The organism is Aeromonas sp. R7-1, from assembly GCF_040908115.1.
Classification (GTDB): Bacteria; Pseudomonadota; Gammaproteobacteria; order Enterobacterales; family Aeromonadaceae; genus Aeromonas; species Aeromonas caviae.
In genome coordinates, this window is record NZ_JBFODD010000023.1 from 1 (window position 1) to 20,865 (window position 20,865).

Genomic DNA, 20,865 nt, shown 5'->3' on the forward strand with positions numbered 1-20,865 from the left:
GAGGCAGGGAGGGGGTTGAGAGAAAGTCGGAGAGTTTTCTCGATAGATGGCAGGAGCTGGAGTGGGACGATATCGGCATGCAGATCCGCGCCAAGACCGCCCCCGATGTGGCACGCGCCCTGAGTGCCCCGCGCCGCACGCTGGCGGACTTTATGGCGCTGATTTCCCCGGCCGCCGAGGCGTATTTGCCGCAGATGGCGGCCGAGGCCGAGCGGCTGACCCGCCAGCGCTTTGGCAACATCATCGGCTTCTATGTGCCCCTCTATCTGTCGAACCTGTGCGCCAACGACTGCACCTACTGCGGCTTCTCCATGAGCAACCGCCTCAAGCGCAAGACCTTGAATAGCGAGGAGATAGAGCGCGAGTGTCTGGCCATCAAGGCGCGCGGTTTTGACAGCGTGCTGCTGGTGACCGGCGAGCACGAGCACAAGGTGGGGCTCGCCTATTTTCGGCAGGTGTTGCCCATCATCCGCCGTCACTTCAGCACGGTGGGGATGGAGGTGCAGCCCCTCCCGCAAGCCGAATACGCCGAGCTGAAAACCCTCGGCCTCGATTCGGTCATGGTCTATCAGGAGACCTACCACGCCCCCACCTACGCCCGCCATCACCTGCGCGGCAACAAGCGGGACATCGCATGGCGCCTCGCCACGCCGGACCGCCTGGGTCGCGCCGGTATCGACAAGATCGGGTTGGGGGCGCTGATCGGTCTCTCTGCGGATTGGCGTGCCGACAGCTACTTTGTCGCCGAGCACCTCGCCTGGCTTGAGCGCCACCACTGGCAGAGCCGCTACTCCCTCTCCTTCCCGCGCCTGCGCCCCTGCACCGGTGGGCTGGAGCCTGCCGTGGTCATGTCGGATCGCCAGCTGGCCCAGCTTATCTGCGCCTGGCGCCTCTTCTCGCCGACCCTGGACTTGTCCCTCTCGACCCGCGAGTCGGCCGCCTTTCGTAACGGCGCGGTGCGCCTTGGCATCACCCAGATGTCGGCCGAGTCGCGCACCCAGCCGGGTGGCTATGCCGAGGGGGATAAAGAGGAGCTGGAGCAGTTCGCCATCCACGATGACCGCCCGGTGGGGGAAGTGGCCGCCGCCGTGCGGCAGGCGGGTTTGCAGCCGGTGTTCAAGGATTGGGAGCCGTTTTTGGGTCGTTAACGACGTTTACACCTGCGGTAACAGACAGCGGCAAGCAGATCGGAGGGGCAGATCCCCGCCACTGCTTGCCGCTTTGCTTTGTTTGTTCCAACAGGATTGTCTCTCTGGTGTAACGATGGCTCTTGATATCGTTTCGCCAGTGCAAAAATCGTGGCTGCTGCTCAGCTTATCGAATTGGTCATTGCGACCATTAGCAATGGCCGATTTGGGGGAAAGGGGTTGCCGGTGGCGGCTATGTAGCCTGCGTAGGGTGCAATAAGCGGAGCGCATTACACCGCGATTGTGACAAGAGGTGCAACTCACTTCATTCATTACACTCTATGATGCAGATTTGTATTTGTTGCAGGAGGTTTAATCAAGCAAGAAAAGCAAAAAAATAAATGGCAGCACAAATATTGCCATTTATCTAATTCGTAGCTTTTTATTTTTTCCAATGTGAATGTCAGCTATTATTGTTATGTCTTTTCTCACGTAACAATACCTCAAATATCTGGATCATCTCTGAGATTTCTGCTGAGTTTGTTATATCTCTTACTTCATCTATTAGTTGAGATGGTTCATTGAACTCATCAATGGGCACGTTGAATAACGATGATGCCTTTGATAATATTTTTTTTGATGGGCATTTTTTCCCATTTTCTATAGATGATAGATACGATGTTGTTATGTCTAATGCATCAGCAGTATATGCGAGACTATACTGCATCTTAATTCTCAGCCCTTTTAATTTGAATCCCGCAAAGGCCATGTTAATTTTAGTCATCACTTACTCTCTTTTAAGGTTTAAATGTTTAATTTGTAATTCACATCCCCCTCTAGTGTTGTGGTGAACAAGAGTTGACCACATATGAGCGCTACTAATAAAGATACCTGACCGTTCTTTAAAGTATAGTTTTAGTTTGTTGAATATAGACACAAAGTTTTCTCTGGCTTCGCTCGTTATTGCCACCGTCAGCCAAGGCTTAGGCTTTAATTCAGAGTCTCTACCTGCATAGATAAATCCAAGTTCACTGGATAATAGTTCCTCCAATACTATATCTATAGATAGGATTTTTTTATGGAAAAATTCCATTTTTTCTATCCTATTGAGATTGGAAATAACCATGTTAGCAAGTCTCTAATCAAAATTGAAAACCTGTTGATTACTTATCCTAAGCAAGGAAAATAGTCAGATTCTCTTGCTTTACAAAAAAGTGATTGCTTCACTTTTTTGCAGTACGGTCAATGGTTATGCCAAGAGAAATGAACTTTTCATGTTGCATACCTATAACCAAATGGAGTCAAAAGACTTGTTTTAGACAGATTTTTATAGTGTAGCTGTCATACCTATCACTTTGATGTACTATCTCAGTGCTTCCGGCATTGAGGGCTCGTTGTTGTTTACCAAAATGCTTGGTGGCCCCAGTAATTGCAGTGACTGTACCACTGTGTTTTATTGTTACACCTCCATTAATGACAAATTTAATTATTTGTCGGCTATGGAGAGCTAAATTTGTAAGCTTGCAAGGCCTACAGTGAAGCGAGTGCTGTGTTAGGAGTCGGACAGTAAATCGAAAATGAACTTAAAAAGACCAATGGTCTTGATAATAGTGTTAGTGTTGAGTGCACTATTATCCAGATCGAGTAACAGTTGTTCTTTCACGTCACTCAACTGCTTAGTCATATCGTCTTGTTGATTCCTTGTTGTTGCTTCAATCAAGCTCTCAATCATTACCACAGCACGTTTGATTGCTTCACGATCATTATTAAATTTCATAGTGATACCTTATAGGTCAAGCGTGAAGCAATCACATTGACTGTATGGAGCTAGTAATCACGTCTAATCAACATGATGGAAGATAGCATTGAGCAAAAGTGAGATCAATTGATTTTTTAAAGTTTTTAACTTTTCCTGGGTGATGTTAATGACCCACATGATCCGCGTCTCATTGGCAGTTCGATACAGCAGTGATAACGAAGTACTTGCTGTTATGGCACTACTTTGGCAAGCCCAGTAAGGTAATCAATCAGCGAGAAAGGCTGAGCAAATTCCTTCATCCCGGCCAATCTATCCAGCTCTGCTTGGCCGACTTGCTGTAACTGGGTTTGCTGGGATGGCGTCAGGGTGGTAGCTCTCGCCTTGATCAGGGTGTCGAGAAAACTGCGGTCTCCCTCAACCGCCTGATGGAACGCCTTGAGCGCCAGCGCATCGACTTCTGCTGCGGTGCAGCGCTCCATGCTTTTCTCATGCAGATAGATCAGCACGGTCGCCTGCTGTGCTTTCTCCAGTGACCAGAAGGGGTCGCTTTTCGCGGGTAGTGTGGCGCTGTGTTGTGACTTGATCGCTGCGCACCGCTCAAATGCCGGATCCAGATCGTGTAGTGACAGGGCTAGGACGCTGGAGCTGGTTGCAAGCAGCGCAAAGAGCAAGGCAAGGCGCCTGTAGAAGGAGAAACTCCGGCTACCCGGCGCCTTGTCTATTGCAGGGCTGTTGCGGCCGCTCATCGGCTTATGACTGCTTTTTCAAAAAGTAACTGATATGCCCCGGCGGCATATTGGGCAGCTGGCCAAAGACCTCGTAACCCTGCTTCTGGTAGAAGGGGAGGGCCTGAAAACTGGTGGTTTCCAGATGGTAGTTGGTGATGCCCTTGCTTTGGGCGTACTGCTCCATGGCGCCCAGCAGGCGGCCGCCCCAGCCGTCGCGGCGGATGCGTTCGTCGATCCAGAGCCAGTCGACGTGCAGCCAGCCCCACTTGATGTCGGCGATGATGCCGCCGTGAACCTTGCCCTCTTCATCCTTGATAAAGCTGGCGATCCGCTCGCGCAGATGGGTGCCGGCGTGATCCTTGTTGTAGCCCGAGAGGCCAATGCGCAGCGCTTCGATCTCATCGTCCTGAGGCGGTTGGGGTGGGGTGAGTTGCATGGTGCTTCCTGTTTGATGATGGCTGGGGGTTCCTGCACGGCTATCTGTCCGCGGCTGTTCAGTGTCACCTGCGGGCTGACCTGTTCCACCGGGCAGACAAGAAGGCGGATATCCCAACATGACAGTCCTGGGTATGAAGGTGAATGATTGGTCAGGACTTTTCGGCGGCAATCCGCTTAAGCCCCATACCAAGACTGGCTGGCGCCGTGAGCGAGAACCCGAATTGTTGATAGAGTCGGTACGCCTCCCCATCTGCCAGCAAGCTGACATAGCCTGACTCCGGTACCTCGCGGTCGATATAGTCGGCGATCTCCGCCATGATCTTTTTGCCTACCCCTTGACCCTGATATTCAGGCAGCACAGCAATATCAACCACTTGATAAAATGTCCCGCCATCTCCGATGATGCGACCCATGCCGATGGCGGTCTGGCCGCAAAACACCTGGACGGCAAACAGCGTATTGGGCAGACCACGCTCTGCGGCTTCAAGCGTCTTTGGGCTGAGCCCGGCTGCGGTTCGAAGATAGCGATAGGTTTCGACGGGCGGTGTTGAGTGGACGACAGTGAAAGCGGGTGTGGTCATGTTGATAACTCCAGTGGGACCTGATTGTTTTAAATTCCATGTAACGCACTGATCTGGTGATGGATCCGTGCTCTCCAGGGCTGTAGGGTGAGGTTCTCCCGATGCCTTCAGGTGGGCAGCCATCACCCCGCCCTCTCCAACTCGTCCATTTCCCCGCTGCCGATCAAGTTCAAATTCCGGCTGATCCGCTCCACCGGCCAGTCCCACCAGGCGAGGGCGTTGAGACGGGCGATGGTGTCGTCGTCGAAGCGATAGCGGATCACCCTGGCGGGGTTGCCGCCGACCACGGCGTAGTCGGGCACGTCCGTGGTGACCACTGAGCGGGCGGCGATGATGGCGCCGTTGCCGACCTTGACCCCAGGCATAAGCAGGGCCTCATAGCCAATCCAGACATCGTTGCCGATGACGGTATCCCCCTTGTAGGGGAGGCTGCCCGGGGCCGGGGCGGCGCTCTCCCAGCCGTTGCCGAAGATAAAGAAGGGGTAGGTGGAGAAGCCGGAGGTCTGGTGGTTGGCGCCGTTCATGATGAACTTCACCCCGCGGGCGATGGCGCAGAACTTGCCGATGATGAGCTTGTCGCCGATGAAGGGGAAGTGGTAGAGGACGTTGCGCTCGAAGCCCGCCGCATCCTCCGGATCGTCGTAATAGGTGTAATCACCCACCTCGATATTGGGCCCCTTGATGGTGTTCTTGATAAAGCACACCTGGGGGAAGCCGTTCATGGGGTGGGGGTTGGCGGGATCGGGTCCGTGCATGGGGGCTCCTCTGGGGTCCGGGCTCTGGCTACCCTAACGGAATCGGGTGGAGCCTTGCCACCCTTTTGTGCCCTCTGCTTCGCCAGTCTCTGTCGCCCCCTGCCCATGTGCGCATCGACCCGGGGCGGGTTTGTCTCTAGCATGGAGGGGCGGCGGAGTCTGGCTCCGTCAAAATGGATGATGGACGAAGTGCGCCTTGCACACTTCTGGCGGAGAGAAAAGATGAAGCTGCGTTCCTTGTTGATGGTGGGTGCCCTGCTGCTGGGCGGATGTGCGGTCAATCCCTATGGGGGGACGCCTGCGCCGGTCGGCGAGCCGGACAAGCCGGTGACCAAACCAGAGAAACCCGTGGCCGAGCCTGACAAAGCCGAGCCGGTGCCTGCTCCCAAACCCGTGGCACCGACGGGGCTGGCGGTCGCCCTGGCCGATGACTTCCTGAAGGCCGCCGATGTGCAGGCGCTGGCGGGCAGCAGCCCGGTACTGCTGCTGATGGCGCCCCAGAACGGTACAGGTGAGCCCTTCAGCACCCAGCCCCTGGCGGTGGCCATGATCCAGCGCATTCAGGCCAATAGCGGCTTTCGTTTCGCAGACCCGGGCCAGGTGGCGGCCATCACGGGTCAGCTCGAATACCAGCAGGGGGGCATGAACCCCGCCTCCCTGGTGCGCCTGGGTCGCCAGACCGGGGCGGGTTACATGCTCTACGGGGATCTCCTCTCTGAAGGGGGCCGCTACCGGCTCGCCATGAGCCTGATGGATCTCAAGAGCGGCGAACTGCTCTGGAACGCCAGTCGATCCGCTGCCCGTTGATGCCGGCTCGCCGGATCCCTCTTGACCGGGATCCGGCCTTGCCCCCCTTGTCCGGGGGCGGGAATACCCCTGTGGTTCCCCTGGCGTCATATGCGTTGGCATGTCGCACTGCCTGAGGGCCAAAAACCTTCCTGACTGTCTGACAATTCTGGTTCTGACAGCATCCCCGATTGCTACTATTCACTTTGCCGGAGGCTTGTCCGGTGAACACGTCACCGACCGCATCCTTCCCGCCCGGCAGGCAGCTTTCTGCCCCTGTGCGATACTCCATGAGTCTTGTATAACAGGAGTACAGGGACCCACTCCCATGGATAGCAAGGAGCTCGGATGGCGCTCTCAGTGGCACAACTCTACGAAGTGATGGCCCAGTTGCCGGATCCCGTTTTCATCCTCAGCGAAGATGGCTACTACATCGAGTACATCGGCGGGATGGAGCAGCAGTCCTACCAGAACGGCAACCCGCTGATCGGCAGACAACTGCTGGACGTGCTGCCCGAGGACAAGGCGCAGTGGGTGATGGCGCAGGTGGCTCAGGCCCTCGCCAGCGGCCAGGTGCAGGTGGTGGAGTATGACCTCTCTCCCGCCGAGGTGGACGGCATCGACGCCGACGCCGGGCCCCAGGGAATGCAGCGTTTCGAGGGCAAGATAGCGCCCTTGCCCTCTTTATATGAGGGGAAGCGGGCGGTGGCCTGGATGACCCGCAGCATCACCCGCCAGCACGAGCTGCAACAGCGGCTCAAGCGGCTCGGGGAGACGGATCAGCTCACCGGCCTCTACAACCGCCACTTCTTCTTCGACCAGTATCACCATAAGGTGCAGGGGCAGCATCTCACCGGCCTCATCATGCTGGATCTCGATCACTTCAAGCAGATCAACGATCGCTTCGGCCACCAGACCGGTGACAAGGTCTTGTGCCGGGTCTGCGAGTGCGTCTCCGCCCAGTTGCGAGGGGAGGATCTCTTCGTGCGCAGCGGTGGCGAGGAGTTTCTGATCCTGCTGCCGCAGATAGACGAGGGGATATTGCTGAAGGTGGCGGAGCGGATCCGCGCCGCAGTGGCGGCCATGGCGCCGGATCCCGCCCCCGTGACCGTGAGCCTGGGCACCACCCTGATCCGGCCGGGAGAGGATCTTGGCACCGTGCTGGCCCGGGCGGACGAGTGGCTCTATCGGGCCAAGCGGGGCGGGCGCAACCGGGTGGCCCACGATGGGGCACCCTGAGGTGCGCAGTGAACAGGAAAGAGGGCGACCCGGGTCGCCCTCTTTCATTTGGCCGGGCCAGATCAGCCGAACAGGGTCGAGATATTCTGCCCCGCCATCAGCAGGCCGATGGCCAGGGCGCTGAACCAGACCAGGGTGGCGGCGACCAGGGCATAGCCGAGGGCGACGAAGAGACCGTCCCGCTGCAACATGCCGATGGCCAGCAACAGGATGGCCCAGGCGGGCATGGCGTTGGTGAAGGGAATGGCGCCCAGCGGCAGCATCAGCAGCAGGGCGGCCAGCATGATGAGCAGGCCGTTGCAGCGGTTGATGGTCACGCTGCCGGTCAGGATGAGCAGGCGCGGGCGGATGAAGCGGTCGATGCGGGCCAGCAGATCCGCCCCCTTGTGCAGGGTCGGCTTGAGGTGCTCGGCGGCGAAGCGGCGCTCCATCAGGAAGGCGGGCAGCCAGGGCACCCGGTTGAGGGTGATGCCGATGCCGATGAAGAGGATCAGCAGGCCAAAGGGGGTGCTGACGCCGGGAATGGAGACCGGCAGCAGGAAGGGAACCGTGAGCAGCACGCAAAACAGCAGCATGCCCTGCTCGCCCACCAGGGCCAGCATCTGGCGCAAGCTGATGTGGCTCTCCTCGATGGCGTGGGCGGTGGCCCTCAGGGTATCGGAGAGCGTGCTTTGGGGGTCGTTGAGTTGCGCGGCAACCATTCCTGAGATCCTCGTCTGTTGATGCCACCGCTGTGGCGCCGTCAGCTTACGGGGACGAGGTTAATCCTGGATGAATAACCCCGGGGAGCACAGATTTTTCCATCGGGAGCGGGGCAATGGGGCTGGTACAGCCCCCGTCCAGTGTGGGAGACGGGCGCTCTGATATGCTTTGCGCAGGTCTTTTCACCAAAGGATGAGCACATGAGAGGAGCGATGGGGATGGTGCCGGGGCTGCTGCTGCCCCTGGCGGGCTGGGCAGCCGAGCCCCCGGCGACGGGCTGGCAGCTGACTCCCTTTGCGGGATACAGCTCGGCAATCGACTTTCGGGCCATGGACGAGCCGGCCCCCACGCCGCACGGGAGCGACATCGACACCCTGCAAGGGGATCGCTCCGGCAGCTGGGGGCTCTTCATCAGCAGGGAGGTGGATGACCCCGGCATGGTGGAGCTGCTCTACAGCCACCAGTCGACCCGGGTGTCCCCCGAACTGCCCGACAGGCTGACGGTGGACACCCTGCAGTTTGCCGGGGCCCTGACTCTCTCGGACAACCTGATGGCCCCCTATATCGGTGCCGGGATAGGGGTCACCCGCTTCGATGCCTACGACAGCGAGACGGCCCCTTCCATGTCCCTGGCCCTCGGGGTGCAGCCGCGCCTGACCGAACATCTGGCTGTGCGGGCCGAGGTACGCGGTTATGGTGCCCTGGTCAACGACGACAGCCAGTTTCTCTGCAACCCCGAGATCTGCGCCTTTCGGGTGAGGGGGGAGCTGATCACCCAGTGGCAGGCCAATATCGGCTTGACCCTGAGGTTCTGAGCCTCATGATTGGGCTCCTTTGACCAGACAAGGCGATACGACTCCGTGCCATCCCTGCCCCGTGAACTGCCCGTACTGCTGACGCCAAGGGGGCGACTGCGCCCCTTCGATGGGCGGGATGCTGCCGATCTCTTCGCCATCTACGGGGATCCCCTGGTGATGCGCTTCGTCGGGGAGCCGCCGTTTCCCTCCCTTGCCACCGTGTCGCAGATGCTGGCTAGCGTCGAGCGGTTGCTGGCTGGCGGCGAGTCGCTGGAGTGGGGGCTGGTGTTACGCGGCAGCGGCCGCCTGGTGGGCACCTGCGGCTTGCACAGCTTTGCGGCCGGCGCCAGCCTGCGCCAGGCGGAGGTGGGCTGCATGCTGGCCCGCAGCCACTGGGGACAAGGTCTGATGGGGGAGGCGCTGAGCGCCCTGATCGCCTATGCCCGCCAGCTTGGCATCGTCACCCTGCTTGCGGATATCGAACCGGACAATCTGCCCAGCCAGCGGCTATTTGAGCGGCTGGGCTTCATCTGGCAGCAGGATACCTGCTACCGGTTGCTGCTGGGCGAGGAGATCACACCAGACCGCGCGTGACGCGGCTGAGGGGCTCGTTGACGTCGAACACCTTGTACTGCACCGCGCTGGCGCCCATGGCGAGCACCCGCTGCTCGTGCATGGTGGCGTAGGCGAGGGCGCTCCCCTCATCCTCGAACAGATAGATGCCGCCCGCCTCGCCGGTGCGCGGGTTCTCGGTCCAGATCTTGGAGATGAAGCCCGGCTCCCGGGTGATGGAGTCGGCCAGCGGCATGGCCGCAGCAGTGAGGGCCGGTCCCATCATCTCGGCGGGGAAGTTGAAATGGATCTGCAGCAGGCTGGGCATGATAAACCTCTCGTGGGCGTTGATTGACGGAATCCGCATCATAGGAAGCCGGTATCTTGGCTGCAAGAAGGCACATTTTCGTGGCATAGTTACCGCAAAGTAACCACTCACGAGCCATACCGTGCCCTCACTGCCCTGTCCCGCCTATCAGGTATTAAGCCTGCTGACCGGCAAATGGAAGCCGGCCATTCTGTTTCATCTGCGCGAACAGACCCTGCGTTTTGGCGACCTGCGCCGCTGCCTGCCCGAGGTGAGCCAGAAGGTGCTCACCGCCCAGCTCAAGGAGCTGGAGAGCGACGGTGTCATCATTCGCACCCTCTACCCCGACGTACCGCCCAGGGTGGAGTACAGCCTGAGCCCCCTTGGCGTCGCCCTGATCCCCCTGCTTCAGCAGATGCACGATTTTGCGCTGAACCACGGCGACCTGCTGGTACTGAGTGACGCGGCGACCCGCGAAGAACCCCATCCCGCCGAGCCATGTTAATTCCGCGCCGACCAGACCATTACCCACTCGGCGCAGCCGGTGTGGGGATCCACGGTGTCGGCCGTCACCTGAAACCCTTGCGAGCGATAGAAGTCGCACGCGGTCCGGTTCTGCTGATAAACCTGTAGCCGCAGGGTCGGCAACTGCCCCTTGGCGTGCTCGAGCAGGGCCTTGCCCAGCCCTTTCCCTTGCTGCGCGGGGGCCACGAAGAGGGCGGCCAGGGCGCCCTCGTGCAGGGAGTAGAAGCCAAGCAGCTGATCACCCAGGCAGAGTACCTGGCTGTCGGCGGCGGGCAGGTAGATCTCTCGCATCGGCGCCAGGTTGGTGTGCCAGTAGCTCGGATCGATGAAGTCGTGGGCCTGCAGGGAGGCTTCGAGCCAGATGGCGAGGATGGCCTCGGTGTCGGCCGGGGTGAAGGGGCGGATCTGCATAGGTGTCTCGTCTGGATTCGTCAAAAGAGGGGCATGGTAGCAGCACAGGCCCCGTCGTCACCCGCCAGCGGGCAAAAGTGGACCCTTTGTAACAAAAAAGCGACCCGCAGGTCGCCTGTTGCCGTGAGCCGGCGTAGGGGAGGGAGCTGCCTCCCTCCGATCCCTTGCCCCCTTCAGCGAGCCCGCAGCAACCAGCGGCTGAGGGCGGTGGCCGCCAGCAGTCGGTAGCCGAGCAGAGTGAACGCCAGCAGCGCGGGTACCTTGAGGAGTTCCCACCACACCTGTTTGCCCTGGGGGCCGAAGATCATCAGCCACACCACCAGCATCATGTGCAGACAGTAGAGGCCGAGCACCTTGGGGGCCTGGCGCTCCAGCCAGCTGCCTTTGCCCCATGCGGGGTTGGCCAGCAGCAGGCCGAACAGCCCCAGCGCCCAGGGGAGCGAACCCAGCAGGAAATCATGACGAGCGAGGGGGACGGCGGCAACGCGCAGCAGACCTGCGGCCTCCAGGGCATAAAGCCCCATCCCCGCCATCATCATCAGGGCGCAGCGCCTGGCGTCCGGCTGCCAGGCACGCAGGCGCAGCTCGGCGCCAAGCGCCACGAACAGCAAGGAGAAGAAGGGGCCGTTGCGGGTCAGCAGGGCCCACTCGCCCCCCGGCAGCAGCGGGCCATAGGAGCCACCGATCAGGGCCAGGCTGTAGAGCAGGGCCCCCAGCAGCAGGGCCAGCCTTGGCAGGCGGGCCTGCTGGCAGAGCCCCAGGATCAGCACCGCCAGCATCAGGGCGGGCAGGAACCAGAGGTGGATCATGCCGCCCACCCACCAGACGTTGAGCGGATCCCCCAGCTGCATCTGCCACTGGCCTGCCATGGCGTGCAGGTAGCCCTCGCTCACCGCCGCGAGCGGGTTGAACGGTATCAGCACGTAGAGCAGGCTCCACGCCAGCCAGAGCCCCAGCAGGGGTCGGCAGTAGCGCAGTGCGACCGTCAGCGGGTGGCCCGCGGCGAGGGCGGGTTGCAAGAAGTAACCGGCGCACAGGAAGAACAGCGGCACCGCGAAGCGGCAGAGCTGGTTGATGACGGCCCCGACCAGAGGGTAGGGCGTGCCGTCCCACAGGGCGGGGTCGAAGGGGTTGCTGAAGGGGGAGAGATGGATGGTCATCACGGCCAGGATGGCCACCACTCGCCCGCATTCGATGCTGGAGATGCGCATGATTCCTCGCGGCGTTCGGGAGCTGGGCGCACCCTATCAGCCGCAGGCGTTCCCTATCCAGCCGCCTGGTCGCCAACTGTGACCCCCATCGGCGGCCGGTTACCCTTTGTTACCCGAGGTGCGGGCAAGGTTACCGCCGCCGGGAGCGGGATCCCGTTTTGGTGTCGGTAAAAGGGCTAGAGCAGGGCCACCAGCACGGTGACCAGGGCGCCCAGCAGCAGCAGGGTGATGCCGCGACCGGCGGGGCCGTGCAGCTTGTTCCACATCAGCAGGCTGGTGAGGGCCAGCAGCAGCATGGCCAGGGCCGCCAGATCCCCCACCAGTTGCCAGGGCAGGCCGGTGCCCATGCCACGGTGCAGCCGGTTGAGGCTGGCAGCGAAGTTGGCCTGCTGCAGCTCGGTGCGCACCAGCAGGGTGCCTTCCACATAGCTGGCGGCCACGCTTTCGCTCAGGGTGACGCCGCGCAGCTCCCAGCGGGCCGGCAGGGTGAGAGAGCCGGATGGTGTGGGCAGGGTCTGGGGCGGGGTGATCTGGGGTCGCCCCTCCTCGAACATGTCTGCATAACGCTGTTGCAGCAGGGCTTTCAGTTCATCCGGGCTGGCCAGCGGCGTGCTCAGTACTATCTCTTCGCTCGATTTGGCGGTGTGGGGACCGGGCAGGGGCAGCACGGCCCTGTGTTGCAGCCAGAGGCCGGTGAGGCCGTAGAGCAGCATCAGGGTGAGGGTGGCAAAGCCTGCCCAGGCATGGATGCGGCGCACCCACTTGTTGTTGTGCAGGGGGAGTTTTCTGCGTGTCATCGTTCGGTGCTTCATAACAATCTGGCCAGCGAACGCTGGCCAGAGGGGTCGGTAAACAGGGAGGATCAGAAGCGGTAGGCGGCGGTCAGGTGCAGCTGACGGGGCGTGCCCGGCATGATCTGGGCCGCGCTGGTGGCGCTGACGAAGTAGTCGTGATCGGTCAGGTTCTCCACGCTCAGCTGGGCTTCCCACTGGGGCCAGCGATAGCCGGCACGGGCGTCGAAGCGGGCGTAACCGGGCAAGGTGGTGGTGTTGGCGTTGTCGGCGAAGCGATCCCCCACCGCCGTCACCCCAGTCTCGCCGAACCAGCCCTGCTTGCCGCTCTGGTAGCCGGCGAACAGCTGGCCGTTCTGGCGGGAGACGTTCATCGGCCGCTTGCCTTGCAGGTCCGCGTCTGCCTTGACCTGCTCGGCATCCTGGATGGCGACGCCGCCGCGCAGATAGATCTCGTCGGTCAGCTGGGCACGGGCGCTCAGCTCGATGCCGTCGGTGCGCTGCAGACCGGTGAGGATCACCCGGGTGGGATCCAGCGGATCCTTGCTGCGTTTGTTGTACATCTCCAGCCGGTAGAGAGAGAAGGTGGTGGCGAGGCGGCCGTTCAGCCAGTCGCTCTTCACGCCCCCTTCATAGAGCCGGGTGTGCTGGGGATCCAGGTTGTTGTTCTTGTCCCCCGGGGTGATGCCGATAAGCTCACCGCCCACCGGGGTGAAGGTCTTGCTGTAGGAGGTGTAGAAGGCATGCTCCTCGATGGGGTTCCACACCAGGCCCAGGCGCGGACTCAGGCTGGTGACCGAGAGGGTCTCTTCCTTGTCGAGGTCGTTGCGGCGGCTGGTGACGGTGAAGTCGTCGCGGCGCAGGCCTGCCAGCAGGTGCCAGTCGCCCAGGCTGAGCTGATCCTGCACATAGAGGCCGACACCGCGCACCCTGTGATGGGCGTCGCTGGAGAGTTTCATGGCGCCGTCGTAGGTGGGCAGGGAGCCCGGATCATAGAGGTTGCCTGCCGGGATCGGGTTGGCGTTCTGGTAGAGCTTGGGGGTGCGATCCTGCCAGCCCTGCTCCAGACCCACCAGCAGACGATGGGCGATGGGGCCGGTTTGCAGCTGGCCTTCCGCCTCGGTGTTGCTGGTGAGGCTGCTGGCCTTGAGATCCTGCTGCCAGCGGGCGCGGGTCACCTTGTCACCCTTGACGCTGGTGACATAGGTATTGTCGAACTGGCTGTCGAGGGTGGTGTAGCCGAGCTGCTGGCGCAGTTGCCACTGATCGTTGATGTCCCAGGTGAAGCGGGAGCGGGTGGACTGGGCCACATCGTCGATGAAGTCGCGGCGGGTGTCGCTGTAGACGCTCTCGATGGGGACATCCGCCGGGCGACCATCGACGCCGGGAATGCCGCGATCCGGGGTGCGATCGTGCTCGTTGCGCTCGTATTGCACCAGCCAGTTCAGGGTGTCGGTGATCTCCCAGTTGACGGAGGGGGCCAGCAGGGTGCGCTTGCTGGTCACGTCGTCGCGAAAGCTGTCTTTGTCTTCCTGGGCCAGGTTCAGGCGCACCTGTACCCGCTCTCCTGCCTCGCCGTTGAGGTCGGCGGCGAAGCGTCGGCTGTCGAAGCTGCCTACCTGGGCGCTGACGCTGGAGGCCTGCCCCTTCTGGGGAACCTTGCTGACCCGGTTGACGATGCCGCCCGTGCTGCCACGGCCGTAGAGCACGGCGGCGGGGCCCTTGAGCACTTCGACCCGTTCGATGTTGCCAAGGTCGCGGGTGTATTGCATGTCATCGCGCAGGCCGTCGAGGTAGAAGTCGTTGCTGGCGCTGAAACCGCGGATGGTGACGCCGTCAAAACGGGTGTCGCCGCTGGCGTTGACGCCAGGGATGCCGGTCAGGGCTTCACTCAGGGTGGGCTGGCCGAAGGCGGTCAGCTCGCTTGCCTTGACGCTCTCGATGCTCTGGGGCACCAGCTTGGCCGGGGTGGCGGTACGGGTCGCGGTGGCGACCTCTTCATGTTGGCTGCGTTTGCCGACCACGGTCAGGGTTTCGTCTTCGGCACGGGGGCTGGTGCAAACCGCCAGCAAGGCGACGCCCAGCAAGGCGCGCGGGGAGTTGGAATGGTTCATCTGGGTGTGACTCTTTGTCGACCAATCGGCCTGAACTTGTTGATTTAATTGTAATTATTGATTTCTCTCATCGCGAGAGGTTGCTAATGATATTGATTTTCATTTGCCTTGCAAGGAGAAGATGCAAGAAAAAGAGATCATTGGCGGCAGGCACTGAGGGGGCTGGAACCTCGGGGAAAAGGCCGGGGGAACCTTGGTTCGGTTCGGAGGGGACGCTACCATGGTGGCCTCGCGCCTTGGCGCACCATCCGGAACACACAGGGAGAGAAACATGGTCGAGATCATCAGGGCGGATCTGCACAACCCTCGCCACGGCGAGGCGCTGATCGCGATGCTGGACGAATACGCCAGGGACGAGATGGGGGGCGGCAGTGCGCTGGCGGACGAGGTGAAGGCGAATCTGGCCGACGCCCTGGCCGCGCGACCCGGTGCCCATGTGCTGCTGGCCTGGGTCGATGGGGAGCCCGCTGGCGTTGCCACCTGCTTCGAGGGCTTCTCGACCTTCGCCTGTCAGCCGCTGCTCAATATCCACGACATGGCGGTGCACCCTGCCCATCGCGGCCAGGGCATCGGCAAGCGGCTGTTGGCGGAGGCGGAGCGGCTCGCCCGGGAACTCGGTTGCTGCAAGCTGACCCTGGAGGTGCTGGAGGGGAACAAGGTGGCGCAGGCTGCCTATCGCGCCAGCGGCTTTGCGGGTTATGAGCTCGATCCCGAGGTGGGCCGTGCCCTGTTCTGGCAGAAGAAGCTGGGGTGAGAGGGTCGGCAAACATGATCTGCCGGGCTTGCCTCTGAGACTCCTGTCCCCTAGAGTGGCACCAGATTTTTCAATGTGTTGATGGAACCGGCCCGGCCGGGTGAGTGACATGACCCTTTATGCTTCGGATCAGCGAGTGACCCGAATGAACTCCGTACAGATGCGCACGATGAAGCATTGTCCGGAGCCGGTGGAGGCCCAGACCTCCCATCCATTCATCGTGCAGTGACGACCGGATCTCGCTACCTCGCGGGAGCCGTGACCTTGATGCACGACTGAACCAAGGCCATAGACGTTGCCTCGTCTATGGCCTTTTTTGTTGCCCCGCAGCCAGGCTGCGGGTGCGAGACAGAGCAGAGGCCCGCCCGGGTCTCTGCTTTTTTTATGGTCTGTCATGACCGACGGGTATGCTTGGCAAGGGCCGGGTCGTCGGCCAGAGAGGCTGACCATCTTCAAGAGGAAACAGTGCAATGTCACAAAATATCTATGACGAACCAGGGTTTTTTGAGGGCTATGCCCAACTGCCACGCTCCCTTCACGGGCTGGCGGGGGCGCCGGAGTGGCCGGCGCTGCACGCCATGCTGCCGGAGCTTGCCGGCAAGCGGGTGCTGGATCTGGGCTGCGGCTATGGCTGGTTCTGCCGGGCAGCCAGAGATCTCGGGGCCGCCGATGTGGTCGGTATCGATCTCTCCGCGAAGATGCTGGCCCGTGCCGCCGAGCTGACCCGGGATGAGGCCATCCGCTATCGGCAGGGGGATCTGGACGGTCTTGCGCTGTCCGATGAGCCTTTCGATCTCATCTACAGTTCCCTGGCGCTGCACTACCTGCCCGAGGTGGCGCCGCTGTTTGCGGAGATCCACCGTGCGCTGGTGGCTGGCGGCAGCCTGGTGTTCTCGGTGGAGCACCCCATCTTCACCTGCCCGCAGCCGCAGGGCTGGCTGGTGGATGCAGAGGGACGCCGCTCCTGGCCCATCAACGGCTATCAGGCGGAGGGCAAGCGGGTCAGCAACTGGCTGGCGGAGGGGGTGATCAAGTATCACCGCACCCTGGGCACCTACCTCAATGCCCTTGTCGCCGCCAGGTTCCAGATCCGCCGCGTGGAGGAGTGGGGGCCGACGGCGGCGCAGATTGCGGCCAACCCGGCCCTGGCGGAGGAGGCGGAGCGCCCCATGCTGTTGCTGGTGTCGGCGTACAAATCCCTGGCCTGACGCAATAAAAAACGGCGCGCAGAGTGCTCTGCGCGCCGTGTCGTCAGGTGGTTGCCGACTTAGAAGTCGTAGCGGGCCGCCAGCTGGAAGTCATCCTTGGTGTTGAGCTTGCCGCTGTCATGGCTGTCGAGGTTGTTGATGCGGTACTCGCCGATGACGCGCAGGTTCTTGTTGAACTTGTACTGGGCACCCAGGGTGTAGTAGTCGATGGAGTCGTAGTCAGACTTGCCAGCCTGCTCCACCTTCTGCTTGTTCCACAGGGCCATCAGGCCGAAGCCGCTCTCGAAGTTGTAACCCAGCGCCCCTTCCCAGCCGGTGTGATCCTTGCCGGTGGCCAGGAAGTCGCTGCCGTCGGCATAGCTCAGGGCGGCGTAGAGGGCCTTGTTGTCGTACTTGGCGGAGAGCAGCCACAGCTTGGCATCCTCTTCACCGCTCTTGTCGCGGATGCCCACGTTGTAGGCTGTCCCCAGGGAGAGGTTGAACGGGAAGGTGTAGGCCACGGCGGCACCGTAGGCGGCATCGCTGTCCTTGCTGGAGGTCTCTTCGGTGTCACCGCCATCGAACTTGTAGCTGGTATCTACCTGGAAACCGTTGAACAGGCCGGAGTACTTCAGCACGGAGCCGGCGCGGTTGGTGGCGAAGGTGTCGGTCTTGGCGCCCAGTGCCTCGTTGCCGTAACCATCGGAGAGGGAGACATCAGTCCAGTCCGCCAGGAAGCCAGGAGCCCCCTTCTGGCGACCGAAGGTGACGGTTCCCCAGTTGGCGCCGACACCGGCGAACGCCAGACGGGTACGCAGGTTGTCGGAGTTCTCGCTGACGGTCTTCTCGCTGTCGTTGATGTACATCTGCAGTTCGTACTGGGCCAGCGCCTTGAGACCCGGGTTGATCTCGCTCTCTACCTTGGCGCCCAGACGGACAAACTGGTTGGCCCCCTGCTTGTCGCTGTATTCGTTCTTGATGTCACCGTTGGCGTCCAGCTCTTTCTTCTCGCCGAAGAACTGGCCGGCGTAGATGCGGCCGTAGAGGTCGAGCAGGGTGCTCTCGTTTTTGTACACTTCGACGGCTTGAGCCTGGAAGGCGGCGGTAAGAGCCAATGCTACTACTGTCAGCTTTTTCATCATGATCCCTTGTGTTGCAAGCTTTTGTTTTAAAAGACGGGGCCATGCTAGAAGTGACAGATGACAGTCGGGTGACCGTGCAATGAACAAACCGTGTCGGTTCCATGTCAGCGGGATGAAAACCGGGATTTATGTGGCTGGTCGCCACTTTTACGCGCAAAGGTTTGCCCTTGTGGTAGAATGCCGCCCGTTTTCGAGCTCCTAAGGTTGGATATGCGATGAGACGTGAACTGGCAATCGAATTTTCCCGAGTGACGGAAGCGGCTGCACTGGCTGGCTACAAGTGGCTCGGACGTGGTGACAAGAATATCGCCGATGGCGCGGCCGTGGCGGCCATGCGTCACATCCTCAATCAGATCCAGATCGATGGCGAGATTGTGATCGGCGAAGGGGAGATCGACGAAGCCCCCATGCTCTACATCGGCGAGAAGGTGGGCACGGGTCAGGGCGACGCCGTGGACATCGCGGTCGACCCCATCGAGGGGACCCGCATGACTGCCATGGGTCAGGCCAATGCTCTGGCCGTGCTGGCGGTGGGTGACAAGGGATCCTTCCTCAAGGCCCCCGACATGTACATGGAAAAGCTGATCGTGGGCCCCAAGGCGAGAGGCGCCATCGATCTCGATCAGGCCCTGGAGCTGAACCTCAAGGCCGTGGCCAAGGCGCTCGGCAAGCCCCTCTCCCGTCTGACCGTCATCACCCTGGCCAAGCCGCGTCATGACAAGGCGATCAAGGAGATGCAGGGCCTGGGAGTGCGGGTGTTCGCCATTCCCGATGGCGACGTGGCCGCCTCCATCCTCACCTGTCTGCCGGACAGCGAAGTGGACATGCTCTACGGCATCGGTGGCGCGCCGGAAGGGGTGATCTCCGCCGCGGTGATCCGCGCCCTGGACGGCGACATGCAGGCTCGCCTGATCCCCCGCCACCAGGTCAAGGGTGACAGCCCCGAGGTTCGCGCCCTGGGTGAACAGGAGATCGCGCGCTGCGAGGAGCTGGGCATCGACGTGAGCAAGGTGCTCAAGCTCGAAGATCTGGCCAAGAATGACAACGTCATCTTCTCGGCCACCGGCATCACCAAGGGTGATCTGCTGGAAGGGATCACCAGCGACGGCGTCATGGCGACCACCGAGACCCTGCTGATCCGCGGTAAATCGCGCACCATCCGTCGTATCAAGTCGATCCACTTCCTGGATCGCAAAGACAGCGTGGTACGCGACATCATCCTGTGATGTGCTGACTCCCGCCGCAAAAAGCCCGGCACTGCCGGGCTTTTTGCGCTCTGCAGGGCGCCAGGGTGCCCGGGCAGGGATAAGGCTTAGGAGAAACCGGACTCCTTGCTACACTGCGGTGCCCCACAGAGGAAAAATCACATGGAATGTCGTCAGGGATGCGGTGCCTGCTGCATCGCCCCCAGCATCAGCAGTGCCATTCCCGGCATGCCGGACGGCAAGCCCGCCGGTGTGCCCTGTGTGCAGCTCGATGCGCACCTGGGGTGCAAGATCTTCGGCCAGCCGGAGCGCCCGGCGGTGTGCGGCGGCTTTCGCCCCATGGCGGACGTGTGCGGCTCCCATCGCCAGGAGGCCATCTGGCTTATCGGCGAGCTGGAGCGGCTGACCGCCTGAGCCCTTGACCCTCTCCCTCGGGGAAAGGGTGTCTGCTTGTCCTCCTCATCCCCGCCCCCTTCTCCCGCAAGGGGAGAAGAGAGCCACCATTCGGAACAATGGCAATAAACAATCCCAATAAAAAGAGGCCGCAATTGCGGCCTCTTTTTATTTCGCGACGAACGGGCGTCAGATGTCGGCCAGCTGCAATGCCTGGCGGTAGTACTCGTTGGCCTTGTTGGTCAGGCGGCGCTTGTCCATCACCTGGCCGAGGGCGTGGTAGAGGGCGGCATCCGGCGCCTTCGCCACTTCCTGCTCCAGCAGCCGCTGGGCGTCGTCCAGCTGACCGGCCAGCAGGCAGACCCGGGCCAGCGCCGCTTCGGCGCCCGGTTGATCCTGGATCTTTCTGAGCAGGGTCAGCATGGGCTGGTAGTCGTCCAGTTTGAGCTTGGGCAGACGGGCGAACAGCTCGGGGGAGGGATCCTTGCGCAGGGCCTCCAGCCAGAGATCGGCGGCTTCGGCATCGGCCCCCAATCGGCGCAGGCGATCCCCGTAACTGGCCAGCAGCACGGGATCCTGGCGCTGTTTGCGGGGCAGACCCTGCCAGACCGTGCGCAGGGTGTCGAGGGAGCCGCTGGCGGCCTCCAGACGACCGCACCACGCCTGGTGCAGCAGGGTCTCTTCCTGCTGAGCGGTCAGCTTGCCCACCTTGCGCAGGGCAGGGGCGAGATCGATGAGGGCCGCCCAGTCTTCACGGGCCAGGTACACCTGACGCAGCTGATCCAGCACCATGGGGTGGCGCGGGTTGAGGGCATAGATGGACTCGAGGCGACCGAGGGCGCTGTCGTACTGGCCCTGCTCAATCTGCAACTGGGTCTGGATCAGGGTCAGTGCCAGCTCTGCCTTGGGGTTCTCTTCCTGAGCTTTCTGCAGGTAGTGGTCCCGGCGCACGTCATCGCCCCGGGCCTGGGCCACCCGGGCGGCGCTCAGGTAGTTGAGCAGCGGGGTGTCGCTGTTGTCTGCGCCCTTGATGAGAAGCTTCTCGGCCTGGTTGTAGTGCCCCTCTGCCATGGCCAGGGTGGCATTGACGGTTTGCAGGTTGGCCTTGCGGCGGCGGCGCGAGCCGAACCAGCCCTGGGTCTTGCGGCGCAGGCCGAACAGGCGGGCCAGCACCCATTCCACGATGAGCAGGGCGCCGTAGAACAGCACCGCCAGGATCACCGCGCTGGTGACCGAGGATTCCACCGTGTAGTTGCCCAGCGAGATGAGCACATAGCCCTTGTTGCCGGAGGCTTCGGGACCGAAGATGAGGCCCGCCACCATCACGGCGACTATGACGATCAGACGAATCATGGTCTCCT

The 20,865-nt window shown here is 61.5% G+C and carries 25 protein-coding genes; 10 read left to right on the forward strand and 15 right to left on the reverse strand.

Annotation, left to right across the window (positions count from 1 at the left end):
• Positions 1-56 precede the first annotated feature (56 nt).
• On the forward strand, positions 57-1,148 hold the full coding sequence (gene thiH / locus AB5Y51_RS04365; RefSeq protein ID WP_368178146.1) for a 2-iminoacetate synthase ThiH: 1,092 nt from the start codon (positions 57-59) through the stop codon (positions 1,146-1,148).
• Positions 1,149-1,590: 442 nt separating this feature from the next.
• Here the strand turns inward: thiH and AB5Y51_RS04370 are convergent, their stop codons facing one another.
• From AB5Y51_RS04370 to AB5Y51_RS04400, 7 genes are all read right to left on the reverse strand, one after another.
• Entirely contained in the window at positions 1,591-1,911 is a 321-nt protein-coding gene (locus AB5Y51_RS04370) for a helix-turn-helix domain-containing protein (RefSeq protein ID WP_139735912.1), read from the reverse strand.
• 3 nt (positions 1,912-1,914) lie between these two features.
• Positions 1,915-2,220, reverse strand: a complete 306-nt coding sequence (locus tag AB5Y51_RS04375; RefSeq protein ID WP_368178093.1) for a hypothetical protein — start codon at positions 2,218-2,220, stop codon at positions 1,915-1,917.
• 459 nt (positions 2,221-2,679) lie between these two features.
• Positions 2,680-2,904, reverse strand: a complete 225-nt coding sequence (locus tag AB5Y51_RS04380; protein WP_160881181.1) for a hypothetical protein — start codon at positions 2,902-2,904, stop codon at positions 2,680-2,682.
• 212 nt (positions 2,905-3,116) lie between these two features.
• Positions 3,117-3,632 (reverse strand): hypothetical protein, encoded by a 516-nt coding sequence (locus tag AB5Y51_RS04385; RefSeq protein ID WP_286700912.1) that lies wholly within the window; start codon positions 3,630-3,632, stop codon positions 3,117-3,119.
• Between the two features lie 4 nt (positions 3,633-3,636).
• Positions 3,637-4,050 carry a GNAT family N-acetyltransferase gene (locus AB5Y51_RS04390; RefSeq protein ID WP_368178094.1) on the reverse strand — a complete coding sequence of 138 codons (414 nt, stop codon included), beginning with the start codon at positions 4,048-4,050 and terminating at the stop codon, positions 3,637-3,639.
• Between the two features lie 151 nt (positions 4,051-4,201).
• Positions 4,202-4,633, reverse strand: a complete 432-nt coding sequence (locus AB5Y51_RS04395; RefSeq protein WP_368178095.1) for a GNAT family N-acetyltransferase — start codon at positions 4,631-4,633, stop codon at positions 4,202-4,204.
• A 122-nt stretch (positions 4,634-4,755) separates the two neighbouring features.
• A complete protein-coding gene (locus AB5Y51_RS04400; RefSeq protein ID WP_368178096.1) occupies positions 4,756-5,388 on the reverse strand; it encodes a Vat family streptogramin A O-acetyltransferase in 633 nt (210 codons plus the stop codon).
• Between the two features lie 222 nt (positions 5,389-5,610).
• Between AB5Y51_RS04400 and AB5Y51_RS04405 the strand changes: the two genes are divergently transcribed.
• Both AB5Y51_RS04405 and AB5Y51_RS04410 read left to right on the forward strand, forming a co-directional pair.
• Positions 5,611-6,195, forward strand: a complete 585-nt coding sequence (locus AB5Y51_RS04405; RefSeq protein WP_010672673.1) for a hypothetical protein — start codon at positions 5,611-5,613, stop codon at positions 6,193-6,195.
• 327 nt (positions 6,196-6,522) lie between these two features.
• A complete protein-coding gene (locus tag AB5Y51_RS04410; RefSeq protein WP_041214332.1) occupies positions 6,523-7,413 on the forward strand; it encodes a sensor domain-containing diguanylate cyclase in 891 nt (296 codons plus the stop codon).
• Positions 7,414-7,475: 62 nt separating this feature from the next.
• Here the strand turns inward: AB5Y51_RS04410 and AB5Y51_RS04415 are convergent, their stop codons facing one another.
• Positions 7,476-8,114 (reverse strand): exopolysaccharide biosynthesis protein, encoded by a 639-nt coding sequence (locus AB5Y51_RS04415; protein ID WP_010672675.1) that lies wholly within the window; start codon positions 8,112-8,114, stop codon positions 7,476-7,478.
• Positions 8,115-8,315: 201 nt separating this feature from the next.
• Between AB5Y51_RS04415 and AB5Y51_RS04420 the strand changes: the two genes are divergently transcribed.
• Entirely contained in the window at positions 8,316-8,930 is a 615-nt protein-coding gene (locus AB5Y51_RS04420) for an outer membrane beta-barrel protein (protein WP_182935705.1), read from the forward strand.
• 45 nt (positions 8,931-8,975) lie between these two features.
• Positions 8,976-9,506: a GNAT family N-acetyltransferase gene (locus tag AB5Y51_RS04425; RefSeq protein ID WP_041214334.1), complete on the forward strand. Its 531-nt coding sequence runs from the start codon at positions 8,976-8,978 to the stop codon at positions 9,504-9,506.
• On the opposite strand, the gene AB5Y51_RS04430 is transcribed toward AB5Y51_RS04425, so the two are convergent.
• A complete protein-coding gene (locus AB5Y51_RS04430) occupies positions 9,487-9,792 on the reverse strand; it encodes a monooxygenase (RefSeq protein ID WP_039040460.1) in 306 nt (101 codons plus the stop codon). The two genes, AB5Y51_RS04425 and AB5Y51_RS04430, sit on opposite strands and share 20 nt — an antisense overlap.
• 121 nt (positions 9,793-9,913) lie before the next feature.
• Here AB5Y51_RS04430 and AB5Y51_RS04435 point away from each other — a divergent pair, with 121 nt between their 5' ends.
• Positions 9,914-10,276: a helix-turn-helix domain-containing protein gene (locus AB5Y51_RS04435; protein ID WP_324035517.1), complete on the forward strand. Its 363-nt coding sequence runs from the start codon at positions 9,914-9,916 to the stop codon at positions 10,274-10,276.
• On the opposite strand, the gene AB5Y51_RS04440 is transcribed toward AB5Y51_RS04435, so the two are convergent.
• From AB5Y51_RS04440 to AB5Y51_RS04455, 4 genes are all read right to left on the reverse strand, one after another.
• Positions 10,273-10,707 (reverse strand): N-acetyltransferase, encoded by a 435-nt coding sequence (locus AB5Y51_RS04440; protein WP_323945874.1) that lies wholly within the window; start codon positions 10,705-10,707, stop codon positions 10,273-10,275. The genes AB5Y51_RS04435 and AB5Y51_RS04440 overlap by 4 nt on opposite strands.
• Before the next feature lie 173 nt (positions 10,708-10,880).
• Positions 10,881-11,918 carry an acyltransferase gene (locus tag AB5Y51_RS04445; RefSeq protein WP_368178097.1) on the reverse strand — a complete coding sequence of 346 codons (1,038 nt, stop codon included), beginning with the start codon at positions 11,916-11,918 and terminating at the stop codon, positions 10,881-10,883.
• Positions 11,919-12,094: 176 nt separating this feature from the next.
• Positions 12,095-12,715, reverse strand: coding sequence for a PepSY-associated TM helix domain-containing protein (locus AB5Y51_RS04450; protein WP_164882046.1), 621 nt, complete (start codon positions 12,713-12,715; stop codon positions 12,095-12,097).
• Positions 12,716-12,780: 65 nt separating this feature from the next.
• On the reverse strand, positions 12,781-14,823 hold the full coding sequence (locus tag AB5Y51_RS04455) for a TonB-dependent siderophore receptor (RefSeq protein ID WP_103244141.1): 2,043 nt from the start codon (positions 14,821-14,823) through the stop codon (positions 12,781-12,783).
• A 271-nt stretch (positions 14,824-15,094) separates the two neighbouring features.
• On the opposite strand from AB5Y51_RS04455, the gene AB5Y51_RS04460 reads away from it, so the two are divergent.
• Both AB5Y51_RS04460 and AB5Y51_RS04465 read left to right on the forward strand, forming a co-directional pair.
• Positions 15,095-15,577 (forward strand): GNAT family N-acetyltransferase, encoded by a 483-nt coding sequence (locus tag AB5Y51_RS04460; RefSeq protein WP_368178098.1) that lies wholly within the window; start codon positions 15,095-15,097, stop codon positions 15,575-15,577.
• Between the two features lie 470 nt (positions 15,578-16,047).
• A complete protein-coding gene (locus tag AB5Y51_RS04465) occupies positions 16,048-16,785 on the forward strand; it encodes a class I SAM-dependent methyltransferase (RefSeq protein WP_368178099.1) in 738 nt (245 codons plus the stop codon).
• Positions 16,786-16,844: 59 nt separating this feature from the next.
• On the opposite strand, the gene AB5Y51_RS04470 is transcribed toward AB5Y51_RS04465, so the two are convergent.
• Positions 16,845-17,903 carry a porin gene (locus AB5Y51_RS04470; protein WP_029313567.1) on the reverse strand — a complete coding sequence of 353 codons (1,059 nt, stop codon included), beginning with the start codon at positions 17,901-17,903 and terminating at the stop codon, positions 16,845-16,847.
• A 218-nt stretch (positions 17,904-18,121) separates the two neighbouring features.
• On the opposite strand from AB5Y51_RS04470, the gene glpX reads away from it, so the two are divergent.
• Both glpX and AB5Y51_RS04480 read left to right on the forward strand, forming a co-directional pair.
• Positions 18,122-19,132, forward strand: coding sequence for a class II fructose-bisphosphatase (gene glpX, locus AB5Y51_RS04475; RefSeq protein ID WP_039040467.1), 1,011 nt, complete (start codon positions 18,122-18,124; stop codon positions 19,130-19,132).
• A gap of 141 nt (positions 19,133-19,273) precedes the next feature.
• A complete protein-coding gene (locus AB5Y51_RS04480; protein ID WP_010675884.1) occupies positions 19,274-19,525 on the forward strand; it encodes a YkgJ family cysteine cluster protein in 252 nt (83 codons plus the stop codon).
• Between the two features lie 168 nt (positions 19,526-19,693).
• On the opposite strand, the gene AB5Y51_RS04485 is transcribed toward AB5Y51_RS04480, so the two are convergent.
• On the reverse strand, positions 19,694-20,857 hold the full coding sequence (locus AB5Y51_RS04485) for a heme biosynthesis HemY N-terminal domain-containing protein (protein WP_045523022.1): 1,164 nt from the start codon (positions 20,855-20,857) through the stop codon (positions 19,694-19,696).
• Positions 20,858-20,865: the final 8 nt, after the last annotated feature.

Coding starts and splice junctions, on each gene's coding strand:
- AB5Y51_RS04480 (WP_010675884.1), top strand. CDS start 19,274: ATGGAATGTCGTCAGGGATGCGGTGCCTGCTGCATCGCCCCCAGCATC.
- AB5Y51_RS04430 (WP_039040460.1), bottom strand. CDS start 9,792: ATGCCCAGCCTGCTGCAGATCCATTTCAACTTCCCCGCCGAGATGATG.
- AB5Y51_RS04380 (WP_160881181.1), bottom strand. CDS start 2,904: ATGAAATTTAATAATGATCGTGAAGCAATCAAACGTGCTGTGGTAATG.
- AB5Y51_RS04395 (WP_368178095.1), bottom strand. CDS start 4,633: ATGACCACACCCGCTTTCACTGTCGTCCACTCAACACCGCCCGTCGAA.
- AB5Y51_RS04415 (WP_010672675.1), bottom strand. CDS start 8,114: ATGGTTGCCGCGCAACTCAACGACCCCCAAAGCACGCTCTCCGATACC.
- AB5Y51_RS04460 (WP_368178098.1), top strand. CDS start 15,095: ATGGTCGAGATCATCAGGGCGGATCTGCACAACCCTCGCCACGGCGAG.
- AB5Y51_RS04410 (WP_041214332.1), top strand. CDS start 6,523: ATGGCGCTCTCAGTGGCACAACTCTACGAAGTGATGGCCCAGTTGCCG.
- AB5Y51_RS04445 (WP_368178097.1), bottom strand. CDS start 11,918: ATGCGCATCTCCAGCATCGAATGCGGGCGAGTGGTGGCCATCCTGGCC.
- AB5Y51_RS04385 (WP_286700912.1), bottom strand. CDS start 3,632: ATGAGCGGCCGCAACAGCCCTGCAATAGACAAGGCGCCGGGTAGCCGG.
- AB5Y51_RS04485 (WP_045523022.1), bottom strand. CDS start 20,857: ATGATTCGTCTGATCGTCATAGTCGCCGTGATGGTGGCGGGCCTCATC.
- AB5Y51_RS04440 (WP_323945874.1), bottom strand. CDS start 10,707: ATGCAGATCCGCCCCTTCACCCCGGCCGACACCGAGGCCATCCTCGCC.
- AB5Y51_RS04470 (WP_029313567.1), bottom strand. CDS start 17,903: ATGAAAAAGCTGACAGTAGTAGCATTGGCTCTTACCGCCGCCTTCCAG.
- AB5Y51_RS04455 (WP_103244141.1), bottom strand. CDS start 14,823: ATGAACCATTCCAACTCCCCGCGCGCCTTGCTGGGCGTCGCCTTGCTG.
- AB5Y51_RS04400 (WP_368178096.1), bottom strand. CDS start 5,388: ATGCACGGACCCGATCCCGCCAACCCCCACCCCATGAACGGCTTCCCC.
- AB5Y51_RS04375 (WP_368178093.1), bottom strand. CDS start 2,220: ATGGAATTTTTCCATAAAAAAATCCTATCTATAGATATAGTATTGGAG.
- AB5Y51_RS04450 (WP_164882046.1), bottom strand. CDS start 12,715: ATGACACGCAGAAAACTCCCCCTGCACAACAACAAGTGGGTGCGCCGC.
- AB5Y51_RS04405 (WP_010672673.1), top strand. CDS start 5,611: ATGAAGCTGCGTTCCTTGTTGATGGTGGGTGCCCTGCTGCTGGGCGGA.
- AB5Y51_RS04390 (WP_368178094.1), bottom strand. CDS start 4,050: ATGCAACTCACCCCACCCCAACCGCCTCAGGACGATGAGATCGAAGCG.
- AB5Y51_RS04420 (WP_182935705.1), top strand. CDS start 8,316: ATGAGAGGAGCGATGGGGATGGTGCCGGGGCTGCTGCTGCCCCTGGCG.
- AB5Y51_RS04465 (WP_368178099.1), top strand. CDS start 16,048: ATGTCACAAAATATCTATGACGAACCAGGGTTTTTTGAGGGCTATGCC.
- AB5Y51_RS04370 (WP_139735912.1), bottom strand. CDS start 1,911: ATGACTAAAATTAACATGGCCTTTGCGGGATTCAAATTAAAAGGGCTG.
- glpX (WP_039040467.1), top strand. CDS start 18,122: ATGAGACGTGAACTGGCAATCGAATTTTCCCGAGTGACGGAAGCGGCT.